Below are 15,598 nucleotides of genomic sequence, written 5' to 3'. Positions count from 1 at the left end.
CCCCTGCATCCAAGCGGGGGATGCGCATCGACCCAGACAAAAGTGAAAACATGCGCACGGTCCTGGTGATCGACGACAACCCGGCGGTCGGCACCGCACTGGACCTGCTGCTTTCGCTGCGCGAGATCCGCACCGTGGTCGCGCATTCGCCCGAAGCCGGGCTCGCCGCGCTGGCGCGCGAGGACATCGACCTGGTCATCCAGGACATGAACTTCACCGCCGACACCACCTCCGGCGAGGAGGGCGTGGCGCTGTTCCGCGCGATCCGCGCCGAGCACGCGGATCTGCCGATCATGCTGCTGACCGCGTGGACGCGCCTGGAGACGGCGGTCGAGCTGGTCAAGGCCGGCGCTGCCGACTACCTGGCCAAGCCGTGGGACGACCACAAGCTGCTGGCGACGGTGGAGAACCTGCTGGAGCTTTCCGAAGCGACGCGCGAAGTGTCGCGCGTGCGCGACGAGCGCCGCCGCCGGCGCAAGGCGCTGGACGAGAAGTACGACCTGCGCGGCCTGGTGTTCGCCTCGCCCGCGACGCTGCGCGTGGTGGAGCTGGCCGCCCAGGTCGCGCGCGCCGACATCCCGGTGCTGATCACCGGCCCGAACGGCGCCGGCAAGGAACGCATCGCCGAGATCGTGCAGGCGAACTCGGCGGTCAAGTCCGGTCCGTTCGTCACCGTCAACTGCGGCGCGCTGCCGTCCGAGCTGATCGAGGCCGAGCTGTTCGGTGCCGAGGCCGGCGCCTACACCGGCGCGACGAACAAGCCGCGCGAGGGCCGCTTCGAGGTCGCCGACGGCGGCACGCTGTTCCTCGACGAGATCGGCAACCTGCCGCTGGCCGGACAGGCCAAGCTGCTGCGCGTGCTGGAGAGCGGCCAGTTCGAGCGGATCGGTTCCAGCCGCACGCGCCAGGTGAAGGTGCGCGTGATCAGCGCGACCAACGCCGACCTGCCGGCGATGATCCGCGACGGCCGCTTCCGCGAAGACCTCTACTACCGCCTCAACGTGATCGAGCTGCGCCTGCCGCCGCTGGCCGAGCGCAGCGAGGACATCGTGCCGCTGGCCGAGCACTTCCTCGCCGGACAGGCGCAGTTCGACGAAGGCGCGCGCACCGCGCTGGCCAGGCACACCTGGCCGGGCAACGTGCGCGAACTCAAGAACGCGATCCAGCGCGCCGCGCTGCTGTGCCAGGACGGCGTGATCACCGCGACGGACCTGGGCCTGGCCGCACTGCGCGGCGGCAACGGCCGCGTGGCGTCGGAGGCCGAGCCTGATCGCGAAGCGATCGAGGCCGCGTTGAAGAGTGCGCGCGGCGTGATCAGCCAGGCGGCGAGCGATCTGGGTCTGTCGCGCCAGGCGCTGTACCGGCGCATGGAGAAGATGGGAATCGGGAACGGGGAATAGGAAATCGTCGGCGGCGAAGCCGCAACGATCCTTCCCGGTCCGAGTGGTTCGCGTCGTTCGCGACGGCGCTCCTTGCCGGCGTGCAGGGCTCCTTGTGCCGCGACGGTGGAAGGCCGTCGCGAGAGCAATCGCAACCCGATGCCGCGACCTGGCTTCCCCGCGCCTGCGGTGCGGCCCCGGATCGAGTCCCGGCGGGTTCTCTCCTGCCCGCGGAAGAGGTGATAGCTTTCCCCGACTCCCGACTCCCGACTCCCGACTCCCGACTCCCGACTCCCGACTCCCGACTCCCGACTCCCATCCATGCGTCTGCTCTCGCTCGAAGGAAAACTCGCCGCCGCGCTCGCCGCCGCCGTCGTCGCGGCGGCCGTGCTGGGCGCGTGGGCGACGATCTGGCTGGCGTCGCCGTGGCTGGGCGTGGGCGCGACCCTGCTTGCGCTGGCGCTGCCCGCGCTGGTGTTCGCCCACCTGCTGGCGCGGCCCGTCGCGGCGCTGATCCGCGCGCTGTCGGGCAGCGTGGTGGCGTTCCGCGACGGCGACTTCAGCTTCTCGATCAAGGGCGGCCGCGGCGACGAGGTCGGCGAGCTGGTCAGCGCGCACAACGAACTCGGCCGCGTGCTGCGCGAGGAACGCCAGCATCTCTTCCAGCGCGAACTGCTGCTCGACACGGTGGTGCAGAACACGCCGACCGCGCTGGTCCTGGTCGAGGACGGCGGCCACGTCGTCTACGCCAACCTCGCCGCGCGGCAGTTGCTCAACGGCGGCCGTTCGCTCAACGGCGAGCGCTTCGACGAGATCGTCGCCAGCGCGCCGGCACCGTTGGCGCGCGCGATCGCCAGCGGCGGCGACGGCCTGTTCAGCGTGCCGTTCGAGCACGAGGACGAGACCTTCCATCTCTCGCAGCGCGTGTTCAAGCTGCAGGGCAAGCCGCACCGGCTGTACCAGCTGAAGCGGCTGACGCGCGAACTCGCGCGCCAGGAGGTGGCGACCTGGAAGAAGGTCATCCGCGTGATCAGCCACGAGCTCAACAACTCGCTGGCGCCGATCCGCTCGCTGTCGCATTCGGGCCGCGAACTGGTCCAGCGCAACGACGCCGCGCGCCTGCGCATCGTGTTCGACACCATCGAGGAGCGCACGCGCCACCTGGAGAATTTCATCCAAGGCTACGCGCGCTTCGCCAAGCTGCCGACCCCGCAGCCGGAGGCGGTCGCGTGGGGGCCGTTCCTGGAAGGCCTTTCGCGCCACTATCCGTTCCGCATCGCCGGCGCGCCGCCGGCGACGACCGCGCAGTTCGACCGCGGCCAGGTCGAGCAGGTGGTGATCAACCTGCTCAAGAACGCGCACGAATCCGGCGGCCCCGCCGACGCGATCGAGGTGGCGGTGGCACAGAGCGCACGCGAGGCGCGCATCGACGTCAGCGACCGCGGCACCGGCATGAGCGAGACGGTGCTGGCGAACGCGCTGCTGCCGTTCTATTCGACCAAGCGCAGCGGCTCGGGCCTCGGCCTTGCGCTGGCGCGCGAGATCGCCGAGGCGCACGGCGGCCGCGTGCAGCTGGCCAACCGTGATGGCGGCGGGCTGACGGTCACCTTCGTGCTGCCGCAGCGCGGATAGTCAGCGCGCCTGGCGCATCGACGCTTCGTCGAGCAGCTCGATCCAGTGCCGCAGCGGCCGCGCGCTGCCGGCGGCCAGGTGCAGCTGGCAGCCGATGTTGGCGGTGGCGATCAGTTCCGGTGCGCCGGCTTCGAGCGCGGCGAGCTTGCGCTCGCGCAGCGCGTCGGCGAGTTCCGGCTGCAGGATCGAGTAGCTGCCGGCGGAGCCGCAGCACAGGTGCGCGTCGGCGACCGGCGTCAGCTCGTAGCCGGCTTCGCGCAGCAGGGTCTGCGCCGGCAGGTGCCGCGGCGCGCCGCGCTGCAGGCTGCACGGCGCATGGAAGGCGACGCGCCGTCCGCGGCCGAGCCCGCCGATCCAGTCGTGCGCCTGCGCGGCCAGGATTTCCGCCGGATCGCGCGCGAGCGCGGCGATGCGCTGCGCCTTCGCCGCGTAGCCGGCGTCGTGCCGCAGCAGGTGGCCGTAGTCGCGCACGGTGGCGCCGCAGCCGCTGGCGGCGACGACGATCGCCTCGATCTCGCCGCTCTCCACGCGCGGCCACCACGCGTCGACGTTGCGGCGCATCGCGGCGAGCCCGTCGTCGTGGCGGCCCAGGTGATGCGCGAGCGCGCCGCAGCAGCCCGCGGCCGCTGCGCTTTCGAGCGCGATGCCGCAACGCGCGAACACGCGCCGCAGCGCGGCCTGCGTGTTCGGCGTGGCGCTTTCGGCGCAGGCATCCAGCACGAGCATGCGCCGCGTCGCCGGCTCGGGCACCGTGGCGACGGCGGGTGCGGGTGCGGGAATCCGCGCGCGCAGCGCCGCCGGCAGCCACGGCCTCAGCGCGCGGCCGAGGCGCAGCAGCCGATCGAACCGCGCGCGTGAGGGAACGATGCGCAACAGCGCCGCGCGCAAGACGCGCTGATGCAGCGGCCGCCGCATCTGCCGTTCGACGACGCCGCGGCCGTAGTCGAGCAGGGCGCCGTAGCGCACGCCCGACGGACACGTGGTCTCGCAGGCGCGGCAGCCCAGGCAACGGTCCAGATGCGTGCGCGTCGTCGCGTTCGCCGGTTCGCCTTCGAGCAGCTGCTGGATCAGCACGATGCGTCCGCGTGGACTGTCGCGCTCGTCGCCGAGCAATTGGTAGGTGGGGCAGGTGGCGAGGCAGAAGCCGCAGTGCACGCAGCGCTGCACGATGGCTTGCGCGTCGAGTGCTTCGGGCGAATCCTGCAGGGCGTCGGCGAGGCGCGTATGCATGCACTACAGCTCCGGGTACAGGCGGCCGCGGTTGAACAGGCCGTGCGGATCGAACTCCGCCTTGAGGCGCCGGTGCAGGGCCAGCATCGGCGGCGGCAGCGGATGGAACACGTGTTCGACGGCGGTGCCGTCGGCGCCGGCACGGAAGCGCGTGGCGTGACCGCCGCCCGCTGCGGCCGCGGCGCGCAGGCGCGCCGGATCGGCATCGGATGTCAGCCAGCGCTGCGCGCCCTGCCATTCGACCAGCTGCGGGCCGCCGAGATCCGCGAGCGGCGTCGCCGGAGCGACCGACAGCCGCCACAGCGGCCGCGGGTCGGCGAAGAACGCATGCGTCTGCTCGCGCAGTGAGTGCCAAAGGCGCGCGCCGTCGCCGACCGTCTCGCCGCCGATCTCGCTCGCGGCGGCGCGCACGGCGGCGTCGGCGCCGGAAAGACGCAGGTGCAGCCGGCCGCCGTCGATCGCCGAGGCCGAGATGGGCAACGGGCGCTGCGACCAGTCGCGCAGGCGCTCGAGCGCGGCATCCGCGTCGAGTTCGAGCGCCAGCGTGCGTTCCGCGCGCGGCCGGGGCACCAGCCGCAGGCTCGCCTCGAGGATCGCGCCGAGCGTGCCGAATGCGCCGACCATCAGGCGCGCGACGTCGTAGCCGGCGACGTTCTTGATCACCTCGCCGCCGAAGCGCAGCACCTGGCCGCGGCCGTCGAGGACGCGCACGCCGAGCACGAAGTCACGCGCCGCGCCGGCGCTGGCGCGGCGCGGCCCGGACAAGCCGGCGGCGAGCGTGCCGCCGAGGGTGGCGCCGGCGCCGTGGTGCGGCGGCTCGAAGCCGAGCATCTGGCCGTGCTCGGCCAGCGCGGCCTCGATCTGCGCCAGCGGCGTGCCGGCGCGCGCGGTCAGCACCAGCTCGTCCGGCGCGTAGCGCACGATGCCGGCGTGGTCGCGCAGGTCCAGCGGCACGCCGTTCGCGGCATGGCCGAGGAAGTCCTTGCTGCCCGAGCCGCGCAGCTGCAGCGCCGTCGCGTCGGCGATCGCCTCGCGCACGCGTTCGGCGAGCACCGCGCTGCGGTCGGCGTCGCCCATCAATAGCGCTCCAGGTGCGCGAACGGCAGCGCGCCGCGATGCACGTGCATGCGGCCGAATTCGGCGCAGCGACGCGGCGTCGGCACTGCCTTGCCGGGATTGAGCAGCCCGTGCGGATCGAACGCGTGCTTGATGCGATGGAACTGCTCGATTTCCGGAGCGAGGAACTGCGCGCACATCGCATCCAGCTTCTCGACGCCGACGCCGTGCTCGCCGGTCACGCTGCCGCCGGCCTCCACGCACAGGGCGAGGATCGCCGTGCCCAGGCGCTCGGTGCGATCGCGCGCGCCGGCGTCGGCGGCATCGTAGAGGATGATCGGATGCAGGTTGCCGTCGCCGGCGTGGAACACGTTGGCGACGGCGAGGCCGTACTCGCGCGACAGCGCGGCGATGCCGCGCAGCACGTCCGGAAGCCGGCCGCGCGGAATGCTGCCGTCGATGCAGTAGTAGTCCGGCGCGAGGCGGCCGAGCGCCGGGAACGCGGCCTTGCGTCCGGACCAGACCGCGGCGCGCTCCTCGGCCGAGACGGCGACGCGGACCGAGTCGGCGCCGGCTTCGCGCAGGATCGCTTCGGCGTGCGCGGCTTCCTCGAGCACTTCGGCGTCCACGCCGTCCAGTTCGCACAGCAGCACGGCTTGCGCATCGGCCGGATAGCCGCAGGGCGCGTAGGCTTCGACCGCGGCGATCGCCGGGCGGTCCATCATCTCCAGCCCTCCGGGCACGAGGCCGGCGCGGATGATGCGGGCGACCGCGTTCGCCGCCGCGTCGACGCTGGCGAACGCGGCGAGCAGCAGGCGCGCGTCTTGCGGCTTGGGCAGCAACTTCACGGTGACCTCGACGACGACGCCGAGCAGCCCTTCCGACCCGGTCATCAGGGCGAGCAGGTCGTAGCCGGGCGCGTCGAGCGCGTCGCTGCCGAAGGTCAGGCGTTCGCCGTCGATCGTGATCACGTCGATCTTCAGGAGGTTGTGCGTGGTCAGCCCGTACTTCAGGCAATGCAGGCCGCCGGCATTCTCGGCGACGTTGCCGCCGATCGTGCAGGCGATCTGCGAGGACGGATCGGGCGCGTAGAACAGGCCGTACGGCGCGGCCGCCTGCGAGATCGCCAGATTGGTGACGCCGGGCTGCACGCGCGCCAGCCGGTTGCGCGGATCGATTTCGAGGATGCGGTTCAGGCGCGCCAGGCCGAGCACGACGCCGTCGGCCAGCGGCAGTGCACCGCCGGAAAGTCCGGTGCCGGCGCCGCGCGCGACGACCGGGACGCGGTGCTGCGCGCAGGTGCGCAGCACCGCCTCGATCTGCGCCACCGTGCGCGGCAGCGCCACCGCCAGCGGCAGGCTGCGGAACGCGGTCAGGCCGTCGCATTCGTAGGGCTTGAGGTCGGCGCGCTCGTGCAGAAGCGCATCGGCGGGCAGCACGCGCGCCAGCGCCGCGAGCAGGTCGCCGCGGGAGCCGGTCCCGGCATCGGGTCGCGCATTCATCGATGTCCGCCTGCGTCGCCGCCGTTCGCGCCAGCGTAGCGCACTCGCCGGAGCGCGCGTCATGCGACTTGCTTATACTCGGCCATCGTCATCCAGGAGGGGAGAACATCATGGGTCTGAGCGGCATCGTCACGATCGCGGTCTTCGCGGTGATCCTGATCGGCCTGTCCAAGCTCGTGCGCATCGTGCCGCAGGGCTACGAATGGACGGTCGAGCGCTGGGGCAAGTACACGCACACGCTGACGCCGGGCTTCCATCTGCTGGTTCCTTTCATGCAGAACGTCGGCCGCAAGATGAACATGATGGAGCAGGTGCTCGACGTGCCGTCGCAGGACGTCATCACCAAGGACAACGCCGTGGTCAAGGTCGACGGCATCGTGTTCTTCCAGGTGCTCGACGCGGCCAAGGCGGCCTACGAGGTCGCGCAGCTGGAGCTGGCCATCATCAACCTGGTGATGACCAACATCCGCACCGTGCTCGGCGGCCTCGATCTCGACGAATCCTTGAGCAAGCGCGACCAGATCAACGCCGCGCTGCTCAAGGTCGTCGACGAGGCGACGCATCCGTGGGGACTGAAGGTGACGCGCATCGAGCTGAAGGACATCCAGCCGCCGCGCGACCTGGTCGATTCGATGGCGCGGCAGATGAAGGCCGAGCGCGAGAAGCGCGCCAACATCCTCGAGGCCGAGGGTTTCCGCCAGGCGGCGATCCTGAAGGCCGAGGGCGAGAAGCAGTCGGCGATCCTCGCCGCCGAGGGCCAGAAGGAAGCCGCCTTCCGCGAGGCCGAGGCGCGCGAGCGTCTGGCCGCCGCCGAAGCGAAGGCGACCGAGGTCGTCTCGCAGGCGATCGCCGGCGGCGACGTCAACGCGCTGAACTACTTCGTCGCGAACAAGTACGTCGAGGCGCTGAAGGCGATGGCCGATTCGCCGAACCAGAAGATGCTGCTGCTGCCGGTCGAGGCGACCGGCGTGATCGGCTCGCTGGCCGGCATCGCCGAGCTGGCGAAGAACGCGCTGTCCGATCAGGAAACCAAGCGCGCGGCCGCACCGCGCGGACCGGCCCCGCCGCAGGTGCGCTGAGCGAACCACGCCGAGGCGAAATCGCATGGACAACCTCGTGAACAATTACGGCTGGTGGCTGCTGGCGCTGGTGCTGATCGCGGCGGAGATGCTCGCTCCGGGCTATTTCCTGCTGTGGATCGGCATCGCCGCCGGCGTGATGGGGCTGGTCACGCTGGTCGTGCCGGGACTGCCCGGCATCGCGCAGGCGGTGCTGTTCGGCCTGCTCGCGATCGCGGCCTGCCTGGTCTACTGGAAGTTCATCCGTCCGGTCGCCGAGCAGCGTGACGACCAGCCGCTGCTGAACCGGCGCGGCGCGCAGCTCGTCGGCCAGCGCTTCGTGCTGGCCGAGGCGATCGTCAACGGTCGCGGACGGGTCAAGGTCGGCGACAGCGAATGGCTGGCCGAAGGCCCGGACCTGCCGGTCGGCAGCGAAGTCGAGGTCGTTTCCGTTTCCGGCACGACCCTGCGCGTGGAATCGCGCAACGGATGACGCCGGTCCGCCTCGACTACGTCGCCGACGACTACGTCGCGGCGATGAAGCTGCACGGTCGATGGTCGACGCGGCGGTTGCTGGTCAGCGTCGGCACCGGCGCCGTCGCGGCGATCGCGCTGTTCTTCCTGCCGCCGGCTTGGCCCGCGGTCGCCGCTGCCGGCGTGCTCGGCGGGGCGATCGGCATGCTGGTCTGCTACGCGCTGTCGTGGCTGTTCTACCTGCCGTGGAAGGCGCGCCGCATGTTCGGCCAGCAGAAGTCGCTGCACGAAACCTACGAGCTGGCGTGGGACGACGAAGGAATGTCCATCCGCGGACGCCTCGGGCAGGGCACGACGCCCTGGGATTCCTACCTGAAGAAGAAGGAGAACGAGCGCATCGTTCTCCTCTACCAGTCCGACCTGCTGTTCCAGATGCTGCCCAGGCGTGCGTTCACCGCCGTGCAGATGCAGGCGCTGCAGCCGTATCTCGAGCGCGTCGGCCGCGCGGCGTAGATCGTTTCCGGTCGTCGCCGCGCCGGGCGATCCGGCGTCCCCTCCGTGGAGGACGCCGCGCCGTTTCGTCAAAGGCGATGCGGCGCGTGCCTTCCGCGCCGCATCGCGCCACCGCTCAGGGCTGCTTGTAGATGTACACGGTGCCCTGGCCGCTGTTGTTCAAACCCTGCGGAGAGCCGATCAGCACGGCTCCGGCACCGGCGATGGCGATCCTGGCTCCGAATCCGTCATTGGCCGTGCCGTCGCTGGCTTCCAGTTTCTGGATCTCGCTCCAGCTGCCGTTGCTCAGCGAGAACGCGTAGGCCGCGCCTTTCGAGGCGGTCGGCCAGCCGACGCCGGTCGCGCCGACGATCGCAGTGGTCCCGTTGAGCGCGATCGAGGCGCCGAAGCGCCAGTTGCGATACGAATCACTGGCCAGCAGCTGCTGCGTCTGCACCCAGCGGCCATCGGTCTGGGTGAACGCGTACACCGCGCCGGAGGTCAGCTGGAGCGGCAGGCCCTCGTCTCCGGTGAGTGCCCATTGCGCGCCGACCAGCAGGGTCGTGCCGTCGAACGCGAGCGCGCCGCCGAACTCCATGCCCGTCGAGGTGGGGCTTCCGATCAGCTTCTGCTCCTCCCGCCAGGCCGGATTGCAGCGGCCGTCGGGGAAGCACTGCTTCTTGTAGACGTACACCGCGCCGACGCCGTAGTAGCCGAACTGGAACGCGCTGGAGGCACCGATCATCGCCGTGTCCGCGGTGATCGCCACGGCGCCGCCGAAGCTCTCGGCGAAGCCGCCGTCGCTGGCGACGATCTTCTGCGCGATCGTCCACACGCCGTCGGTGCCCCTGCGGTAGCGATAGACCGCGCCGTGGCCGTTGAGAACGTAGTTGGTGCCGCTGCAGAACGGCGCGCCGACCAGGGCGTCGTCGCCGGCGACGGCCACCGACCTGCCGAAGCAGTCCTCCGGCTGGCCGTCCGGAGCGACCAGCTTCTGCACCTGTCCGAACGTGCGCGTGTCGCCGCGCGAGAAGACGTAGACGGCGCCGCGGTTCAGCTGTCCGTCGACGGTCGCCGCCCCCGCGCCGACGAAGGCGGTGGTGCCGTCGAACGCGACCGCGCCGCCGAACTGCGAATAGGGCGCGGCGTCGCCGGCCACCAGCCGTTGCTTCTGCTCCCACGCGCACACGCCCGCGATGCTGCACAGGCTCGAGCGCTGGTACACGTAGGCGACGCCCTGGTAGCTGCTCGTCGACGGCGCACCGATGAAGACGATGTTTCCCGACGCGGCGATCGCGGCGCCGAAGGCCGTGCCGTCGGTGACGCGGATCGCCTGCTCGTTCCAGGCGAACGGAACCAGCGGCGAATCGGTGGCGGTGCGATCCTGGCCGGCGGCTTTCGGAGCGGCGCTCTGGTCGCCGAGATAGCTCTGGCGAGTGCTTTCGCGCATCGCCTGCGCCGCCTCGGCGGACGAGGCGGACAACGACGCCGGAGCGGCGGGGGAGTCGCCCGCGGCGTGCGCCGCGGCGACGAGGGAGAACGAAAACGCGAGACAGACATAGCGGAACGTCATGACCATGCTCCCGTTGCGATTGCAGAGGAAGTTCTGCGTCGGCGCTTATAGCGCAGTCTCGCGACAGGGGTCTGCTCGCCGGTTCGCATTGCCGCACCGGCGCGGCCGTGGGCGACAAAAGGTGGTCCTTCCGAGGATAATGCGACCCCTTTTTCCGCAAGCGCCCGACCGATGACGCAGAAGACCATCCTCAACGACAGCCACCGCGCGCTCGGCGCCAAGATGGTCGACTTCGGCGGCTGGGACATGCCGCTGAACTACGGCTCGCAGATCGAGGAGCATCATGCGGTGCGGCGCGACGCCGGCATGTTCGACGTCTCGCACATGACCGTCGTCGACCTGCGCGGTGCGCGCACGCGCGAGTTCCTGCGCCACCTGCTGGCCAACAGCGTCGACAAGCTCAAGGTTCCGGGCAAGGCCCTGTACTCGTGCATGTTGAACGCCAGCGGCGGCGTGATCGACGACCTGATCGTCTATTTCCTCGCCGAGGATTTCTTCCGCGTCGTCGTCAACGCGGCGACGCGCGAGAAGGACCTGGCGTGGATCCAGGAGCAGGCGCGCGCGTTCGAGGTGGATGTCGCCGAGCGGTCGGAACTGGCGATGATCGCGGTGCAGGGCCCCAACGCGCGCGCGAAGGTGTTCGGCCTGCTGTCGCCGCAGACCCGTGCCAAGGCGGAGAAGGTCGGCAAATTCGCGGCGGTCGAAGGCGACGGCCTGTTCATCGCGCGCACCGGCTACACCGGCGAGGACGGTTTCGAGATCGTCGTGCCGGAAGCGCAGGCGGTCGACCTGTGGAGCCGCCTGAAGGACGCCGGCGTCGCTCCGGCCGGGCTCGGCGCGCGCGACACGCTGCGCCTGGAAGCCGGCATGAACCTCTACGGCCAGGACATGGACGAAGCGGTGATGCCCTGGGAGGCGAACCTCGGCTGGACGGTCGCCCTCGACGAAGGCCGCGACTTCATCGGCCGCGATGCGCTCGAGAAGCAGAAGGCCGCCGGCGGTCACGCCGTCATGGTCGGCCTGGTCATGGACGAGAAGGGCGTCCTGCGCCACGGCCAGCGCGTCGTCACGCCGGCGGGCGACGGCGAGATCCTGTCCGGCAGCTTCTCGCCGACGCTCGGCAAGTCGATCGCGTTCGCGCGCGTGCCGGCCGGCGCGAGCGGAACGCTGCAGGCGGACATCCGCGGCAAGCTCGTGCCGGTGCGCGTCGTGAAGTACCCGTTCGTGCGCGACGGCAAGGCGATCGAAGGCATCTGACCGGCCGCGATCCTTCCCGGATCGCCGCGCCCCGGACGTCCGCAGCGCCTGCGGACGTCCGTTCCGGAAGATCCCCCGCGGCCGTCCATCGCCGCGCTTCTCAAGATAGAATCCGCGCCGAGCGGCGCAGCCGAACCCAAGGACCCCAGCCATGCAAGAGATTCCCGGCGATCTGAAATTCATGAAGTCCCACGAGTGGGCGCGCGTCGAAGACAAGGGCACCGTCACGGTCGGCATCTCCGACCACGCGCAGGGCCTGCTCGGCGACCTCGTCTACGTCGAACTGCCCAGCGTTGGCGACACGGTCAAGGCCGGCAACGCGGTCGCCGTCGTCGAATCGGTCAAGGCCGCTTCCGACGTCTACGCGCCGGTGTCGGGCGAGATCGTCGCGGTCAACGATGCGCTGCCGGACAAGCCCGAGACGATCAACGAGGACGCCTACGGCGACGGCTGGATCTTCGTGATCAAGCCGGACAACCTCGCCGAGGAGCAGGAAGAACTGCTCGATCCGGACGCCTACGCCGAGCTGATCGAAAACGAAGATCACTGATCCGCCCGCTGCACGGCGGTGACGAAGGGCGCGCCTCGGCGCGCCCTTTCGTTTGTGCATGATCACGCACGCAGCGGTCGGCGCGTCTCGCGCGCAGCGACGTGCAGACGCCCGTATCGCGAGCGCATGCGCGACGACCCGCGTCCCCTTCCTCGTCGTCGTCGCGAAGGCGTCGTTGCGATCGACGCGAACGCGAGACGTGCTTCGTCGTCGATCGAAATCCGTCGACGCGGCGATCGTTCCGATCTCCGGTTTTGCGCGAGCGACGAGGCGGCGAAGGCGAGGTCCGTCCGGGCGGATTTTCCGGCGAGCGCGATCGCGCGCCGGTCCGCCGGCAAGATTTTTTTCTTTCGTTTATTCGCCGTTGCGGAACCGCCGGCGCCTCCGCCGTGAGGTGCCCCGTCGCGACTTCGATCACGCGATCCGTCGCGATCGCGTTCGCGCGCGTGCATTCGCCGATGCTGGAGGGAAGTCCGGAAAACCGCGCCAGGACTGGGTTTTTCGGGGGTTTTGCCGATTCATGTCAATGAATCTATTTGGACGTCCATACGTCTAAACGTCCCGGGATAGGGTCCCGGCTGAAGTGGTTCCGGAGGGGCCGGGAAGGGCATTTTCGGACCGCTAGCAGTCACGTAGGAACTGCTTGTTTCCCCTCAGAAATTTGTTGACACGCGCGAACGACAGTAATAGCTTCTGCGCCGGCGTGACAAACGAATAAAGGAATCATGACTGCAACTCGCTTCATCGACCCTTACATTGAGCACGGCACCAAAGCCGGGGCGGTGAAGAAGATTACGGTGTCGGTTCCTTTCCACGTGTTGAAACTTTTGTCCGACGAACGGACCCGGCGCCAGGTAGCAAATCTGCGCCACGCCACCAACAGCGATCTGCTGTGCGAAGCATTCCTTCACGCTTTTACTGGGCAACCACTGCCAACTGACGAGGAGCTAAGACGCGATATGGCTATGAAGAAAGCAGCTGCAAAGAAGAAACCCGCCGCCAAGAAAGCCGCCAAGAAGGTGGTGAAGAAGACGACGGCCAAGGCGAAGACCGCCACCGCTCGCAAGACGGGCGCCGCGAAGAAGCCGGCCGCCAAGAAGGCTGCCAAGAAGGTCGTCAAGAAGGCTGCCAAGAAGGCCAAGTAAGGCCTGCCTTCGAATCGGCCACGTCGTTGGTGCGCCGATGATCGCTGCGGCTCCGCCCCGGAGTCTGGTGCGGAGCCGACAGCAGCAAGCAATGCCGTAACACGTTTCAATCGAGCAATACGTAGTCGCTTCACTCAAGCAACACGTAGTCCGCAATCCGAATTTCTCTCCCTGCGGTTGCCCAGCGCAGGGAGAGTATTTCGCTCCCGCCGCGGCTTCCTCTCCCCGAAATCCCCTTCCGAACGAATCCGTCGAGCGCGTGCGCCCGGCGCGGTCAGCGCGTGCGCGTCGCGGCGTCGGGATCCGCGTCGTCGGGCCGGCGCTCGATGTGTCGTGTCGCCGCCTGGATCAGCATCGCGCCGAGCGGCGAGCGCAGCGCCAGCGCCGCCGCCCCGTTGAGCAGCCGCCACGCGCTGGCCATGCCGCGCAGCGGCAGCAGGCCGGCGACGAAGCCGGCACCGAAACCGCCGCCAAGCAGCCAGGCTTCGCGATGGCGCGCGACGCGTTCGCGCAACGCCTGCGTGCGCGAGCTCCAGCGGTCGCGCGCCGATTGCAGTTCGCGTTCGGCGCGCGCGGCCGCGCGCCGGCGTTCAAGCAGACTCATGTCGCCGATCCGTCAGTTGGCCGAGCACGCGGCGCGTGCGCGGCATGGTCAGGTCGCGCCAGCAGCCGCGCATCGCGAGCAGGACCAGCGCGATGCCGATCAGATTGGCGAGCGCGACGCTGCCGATGCCGTAGAACAGGTTGCCGGTGAGTTCGTAGACGCCGGCGGCGATCGCCGCACTGGTCGCGAGCCAGGCGCCCACGCCCAGGAACACCAGGGCGAACCCGAGCCAGACCAGTGCGAGCGCGCTGCTGCGTGCGAGCCGCAGCTCGGCACGCAGCAGCGCCAGCGCCGCTTCCGCGACGCGCATCGCCTCGGCGAACGCGCCGCTCGCCGCGGTCAGCACGTCCGGCTGCGGCGGCGGCGCCTGGGCCGCCGCGGGATCCGCAGCGTCCGGGGCGTCCATCAGCGACTGCGCAGCAGGCGCGAAATCACGATGCCCGCGGCGAACGCGACGCCGAACGCGGCGAGCGGATGTTCGCGGATCTGCTCGGCGGCGGCGGCGCCGAACTGCTTGGCTCCACCGGCGAGGCGATCGCCGGCATCGCGCAGTTCGTCTTCCAGACGCGCGCCGTTCGCGCGCAGCTTCTCGCGCAGGCGATGCAGCTCGCCGCGCAGATGTTCGACGTCTTCCTTCGCGGCGTCGACGGCGTCGGCGCCGGCTTCGTCCAGCTTCTGCTTCACTTCGCGTACGCTAGCCATGGACTCCTCCTCGATCGTGATGGCGGAACTCGAACCCTTGGCGCCGTCGCTGCCCGAGAAACACGGGCTCGCACAGGCGGCGCCGAATCGAGCTTAGTCGCGCCAGTCTGAACAATCACTTCCCTCATTCGCCCCGGAGCCGGCCGCCCGCCGCAGGCAGACCTGCTGCGCTTTGTGTGATCTGCGTTATATTTCTGTGACCGAACGGGGGCGTCGTGCCGATATACATCCAGCCACAGGGGGCGAAAGATGTCGGGGAGCAGCAACAAGCCGTTTGAATCGCAGAAGCGGGGGAAAGGGGCGGATTTCGATCGTGGCCGCATGCGCGGTGCCATTTCGGCGCTGCAGGCGGTGCTGATCCTGATTCTCGCGGCCTTGATCGCCGCCGGCGCATGGTGGGTCATCCAGCAGCGGGGGGCATCGCAGTTTTCGCCGGCGACGGCTCCGGCCACTCCGGAGGCGGCGGCGAGCGGCGACACCGTCGCGCCGGTCGCGGCCGAACTCAGCGTCGACCAGCTCTACCGTGCGGCGCGCGGTGCGATGAGCGAAAACCGCATGGTCGCGCCGCCGGGCAACAACGCGCTGGAGTTCTATCTGGCCATCATGGCCAAGCAGCCCGACGACACCGGCGCGATCGAGGCGGTGCGCGAGCTGTTCCCGTTCGCCACCGGCAGCGCCGAGGATCAGATCAACCAGGGCAACTACGACGAGGCCGGCCGCATCATCGGCCTGCTCGCCAAGGCCGATCCGAGCAACTACAGCCTGACGATCCTGCGCAGCAAGCTGGACGCGAAGAAGAAGCAGGTCGAGCGCGAGCAGCAGCTGCAGGCGCAGCAGCAGGCGGCCGCGGCAGCGCGCACGCAGACTCGGGCGGCACCGGCAGCAGCGGCCACGCCGGCGGCGGGAACGACGCCGCCGGCCGCCACCGCGCCGGCCGCGGCGCC

Annotated in this window: 16 protein-coding genes and 1 pseudogene; 10 read left to right on the top strand and 7 right to left on the bottom strand. The window is 70.0% G+C overall.

Annotated elements, in window-relative coordinates; all coding sequences use genetic code 11:
- Positions 1-50 precede the first annotated feature (50 nt).
- A complete protein-coding gene (locus tag ACFO6Q_RS17325; protein ID WP_380022374.1) occupies positions 51-1,400 on the top strand; it encodes a sigma-54-dependent transcriptional regulator in 1,350 nt (449 codons plus the stop codon).
- A gap of 300 nt (positions 1,401-1,700) precedes the next feature.
- Positions 1,701-3,011 (top strand): sensor histidine kinase, encoded by a 1,311-nt coding sequence (locus ACFO6Q_RS17320; protein ID WP_380022373.1) that lies wholly within the window; start codon positions 1,701-1,703, stop codon positions 3,009-3,011.
- On the opposite strand, the gene glcF is transcribed toward ACFO6Q_RS17320, so the two are convergent.
- Genes glcF through ACFO6Q_RS17305 form a run of 3 tightly spaced genes read right to left on the bottom strand, consistent with a single transcriptional unit; the run spans position 3,012 to position 6,799 of the window.
- On the bottom strand, positions 3,012-4,241 hold the full coding sequence (gene glcF, locus ACFO6Q_RS17315) for a glycolate oxidase subunit GlcF (RefSeq protein WP_380022372.1): 1,230 nt from the start codon (positions 4,239-4,241) through the stop codon (positions 3,012-3,014).
- A 3-nt stretch (positions 4,242-4,244) separates the two neighbouring features.
- On the bottom strand, positions 4,245-5,318 hold the full coding sequence (gene glcE, locus ACFO6Q_RS17310) for a glycolate oxidase subunit GlcE (RefSeq protein WP_380022371.1): 1,074 nt from the start codon (positions 5,316-5,318) through the stop codon (positions 4,245-4,247).
- Positions 5,318-6,799, bottom strand: coding sequence for an FAD-linked oxidase C-terminal domain-containing protein (locus ACFO6Q_RS17305; protein ID WP_380022370.1), 1,482 nt, complete (start codon positions 6,797-6,799; stop codon positions 5,318-5,320). Before ACFO6Q_RS17305 ends, glcE begins: the two co-directional genes overlap by 1 nt.
- A gap of 110 nt (positions 6,800-6,909) precedes the next feature.
- Here ACFO6Q_RS17305 and ACFO6Q_RS17300 point away from each other — a divergent pair, with 110 nt between their 5' ends.
- Genes ACFO6Q_RS17300 through ACFO6Q_RS17290 form a run of 3 tightly spaced genes read left to right on the top strand, consistent with a single transcriptional unit; the run spans position 6,910 to position 8,844 of the window.
- Positions 6,910-7,878: an SPFH domain-containing protein gene (locus tag ACFO6Q_RS17300; protein WP_380022369.1), complete on the top strand. Its 969-nt coding sequence runs from the start codon at positions 6,910-6,912 to the stop codon at positions 7,876-7,878.
- A gap of 25 nt (positions 7,879-7,903) precedes the next feature.
- Positions 7,904-8,350, top strand: a complete 447-nt coding sequence (locus tag ACFO6Q_RS17295) for an NfeD family protein (protein WP_380022368.1) — start codon at positions 7,904-7,906, stop codon at positions 8,348-8,350.
- The gene (locus ACFO6Q_RS17290; RefSeq protein WP_380022367.1) at positions 8,347-8,844 is read left to right on the top strand and encodes a YcxB family protein; all 498 of its coding nucleotides are present in this window, start codon (positions 8,347-8,349) and stop codon (positions 8,842-8,844) included. The genes ACFO6Q_RS17295 and ACFO6Q_RS17290 overlap by 4 nt, the downstream gene beginning before the upstream one ends.
- A gap of 115 nt (positions 8,845-8,959) precedes the next feature.
- Here ACFO6Q_RS17290 and ACFO6Q_RS17285 read toward each other — a convergent pair whose 3' ends face one another.
- The gene (locus ACFO6Q_RS17285; protein WP_380022366.1) at positions 8,960-10,396 is read right to left on the bottom strand and encodes an FG-GAP repeat protein; all 1,437 of its coding nucleotides are present in this window, start codon (positions 10,394-10,396) and stop codon (positions 8,960-8,962) included.
- Positions 10,397-10,567: 171 nt separating this feature from the next.
- Here ACFO6Q_RS17285 and gcvT point away from each other — a divergent pair, with 171 nt between their 5' ends.
- The 4 genes from gcvT (at position 10,568) to metJ (ending at position 13,348) form a co-directional block, all read left to right on the top strand.
- The gene (gene gcvT / locus ACFO6Q_RS17280; protein WP_380022365.1) at positions 10,568-11,653 is read left to right on the top strand and encodes a glycine cleavage system aminomethyltransferase GcvT; all 1,086 of its coding nucleotides are present in this window, start codon (positions 10,568-10,570) and stop codon (positions 11,651-11,653) included.
- Positions 11,654-11,804: 151 nt separating this feature from the next.
- Positions 11,805-12,203: a glycine cleavage system protein GcvH gene (gene gcvH / locus ACFO6Q_RS17275; protein ID WP_380022364.1), complete on the top strand. Its 399-nt coding sequence runs from the start codon at positions 11,805-11,807 to the stop codon at positions 12,201-12,203.
- A gap of 126 nt (positions 12,204-12,329) precedes the next feature.
- The gene (locus ACFO6Q_RS17270; RefSeq protein WP_380022363.1) at positions 12,330-12,596 is read left to right on the top strand and encodes a hypothetical protein; all 267 of its coding nucleotides are present in this window, start codon (positions 12,330-12,332) and stop codon (positions 12,594-12,596) included.
- A gap of 332 nt (positions 12,597-12,928) precedes the next feature.
- Positions 12,929-13,348 (top strand): met regulon transcriptional regulator MetJ, encoded by a 420-nt coding sequence (gene metJ / locus ACFO6Q_RS20100; RefSeq protein ID WP_380022362.1) that lies wholly within the window; start codon positions 12,929-12,931, stop codon positions 13,346-13,348.
- Between the two features lie 274 nt (positions 13,349-13,622).
- On the opposite strand, the gene ACFO6Q_RS17260 is transcribed toward metJ, so the two are convergent.
- From ACFO6Q_RS17260 to ACFO6Q_RS17250, 3 genes are read right to left on the bottom strand one after another with little or no spacing between them, the layout of a single operon-like run.
- Complete coding sequence (locus tag ACFO6Q_RS17260; RefSeq protein WP_380022361.1) at positions 13,623-13,952, bottom strand: hypothetical protein; 330 nt, start codon at positions 13,950-13,952, stop codon at positions 13,623-13,625.
- Positions 13,939-14,358, bottom strand: coding sequence for a hypothetical protein (locus ACFO6Q_RS17255; protein ID WP_380022360.1), 420 nt, complete (start codon positions 14,356-14,358; stop codon positions 13,939-13,941). The genes ACFO6Q_RS17260 and ACFO6Q_RS17255 overlap by 14 nt, the downstream gene beginning before the upstream one ends.
- On the bottom strand, positions 14,358-14,654 hold the full coding sequence (locus ACFO6Q_RS17250) for a hypothetical protein (RefSeq protein ID WP_380022359.1): 297 nt from the start codon (positions 14,652-14,654) through the stop codon (positions 14,358-14,360). The genes ACFO6Q_RS17255 and ACFO6Q_RS17250 overlap by 1 nt, the downstream gene beginning before the upstream one ends.
- 321 nt (positions 14,655-14,975) lie before the next feature.
- Here ACFO6Q_RS17250 and ACFO6Q_RS17245 point away from each other — a divergent pair.
- Positions 14,976-15,598, top strand: a pseudogene (locus ACFO6Q_RS17245) (energy transducer TonB); the annotation flags it as partial.

The sequence above is a fragment of the Dokdonella ginsengisoli genome, assembly GCF_042652785.1.
Taxonomy (GTDB): Bacteria; Pseudomonadota; Gammaproteobacteria; order Xanthomonadales; family Rhodanobacteraceae; genus Dokdonella_A; species Dokdonella_A ginsengisoli.
The sequence above is the reverse complement of the archived record's forward strand: the minus strand, read 5'-3'. Positions and strand labels throughout refer to the sequence as shown.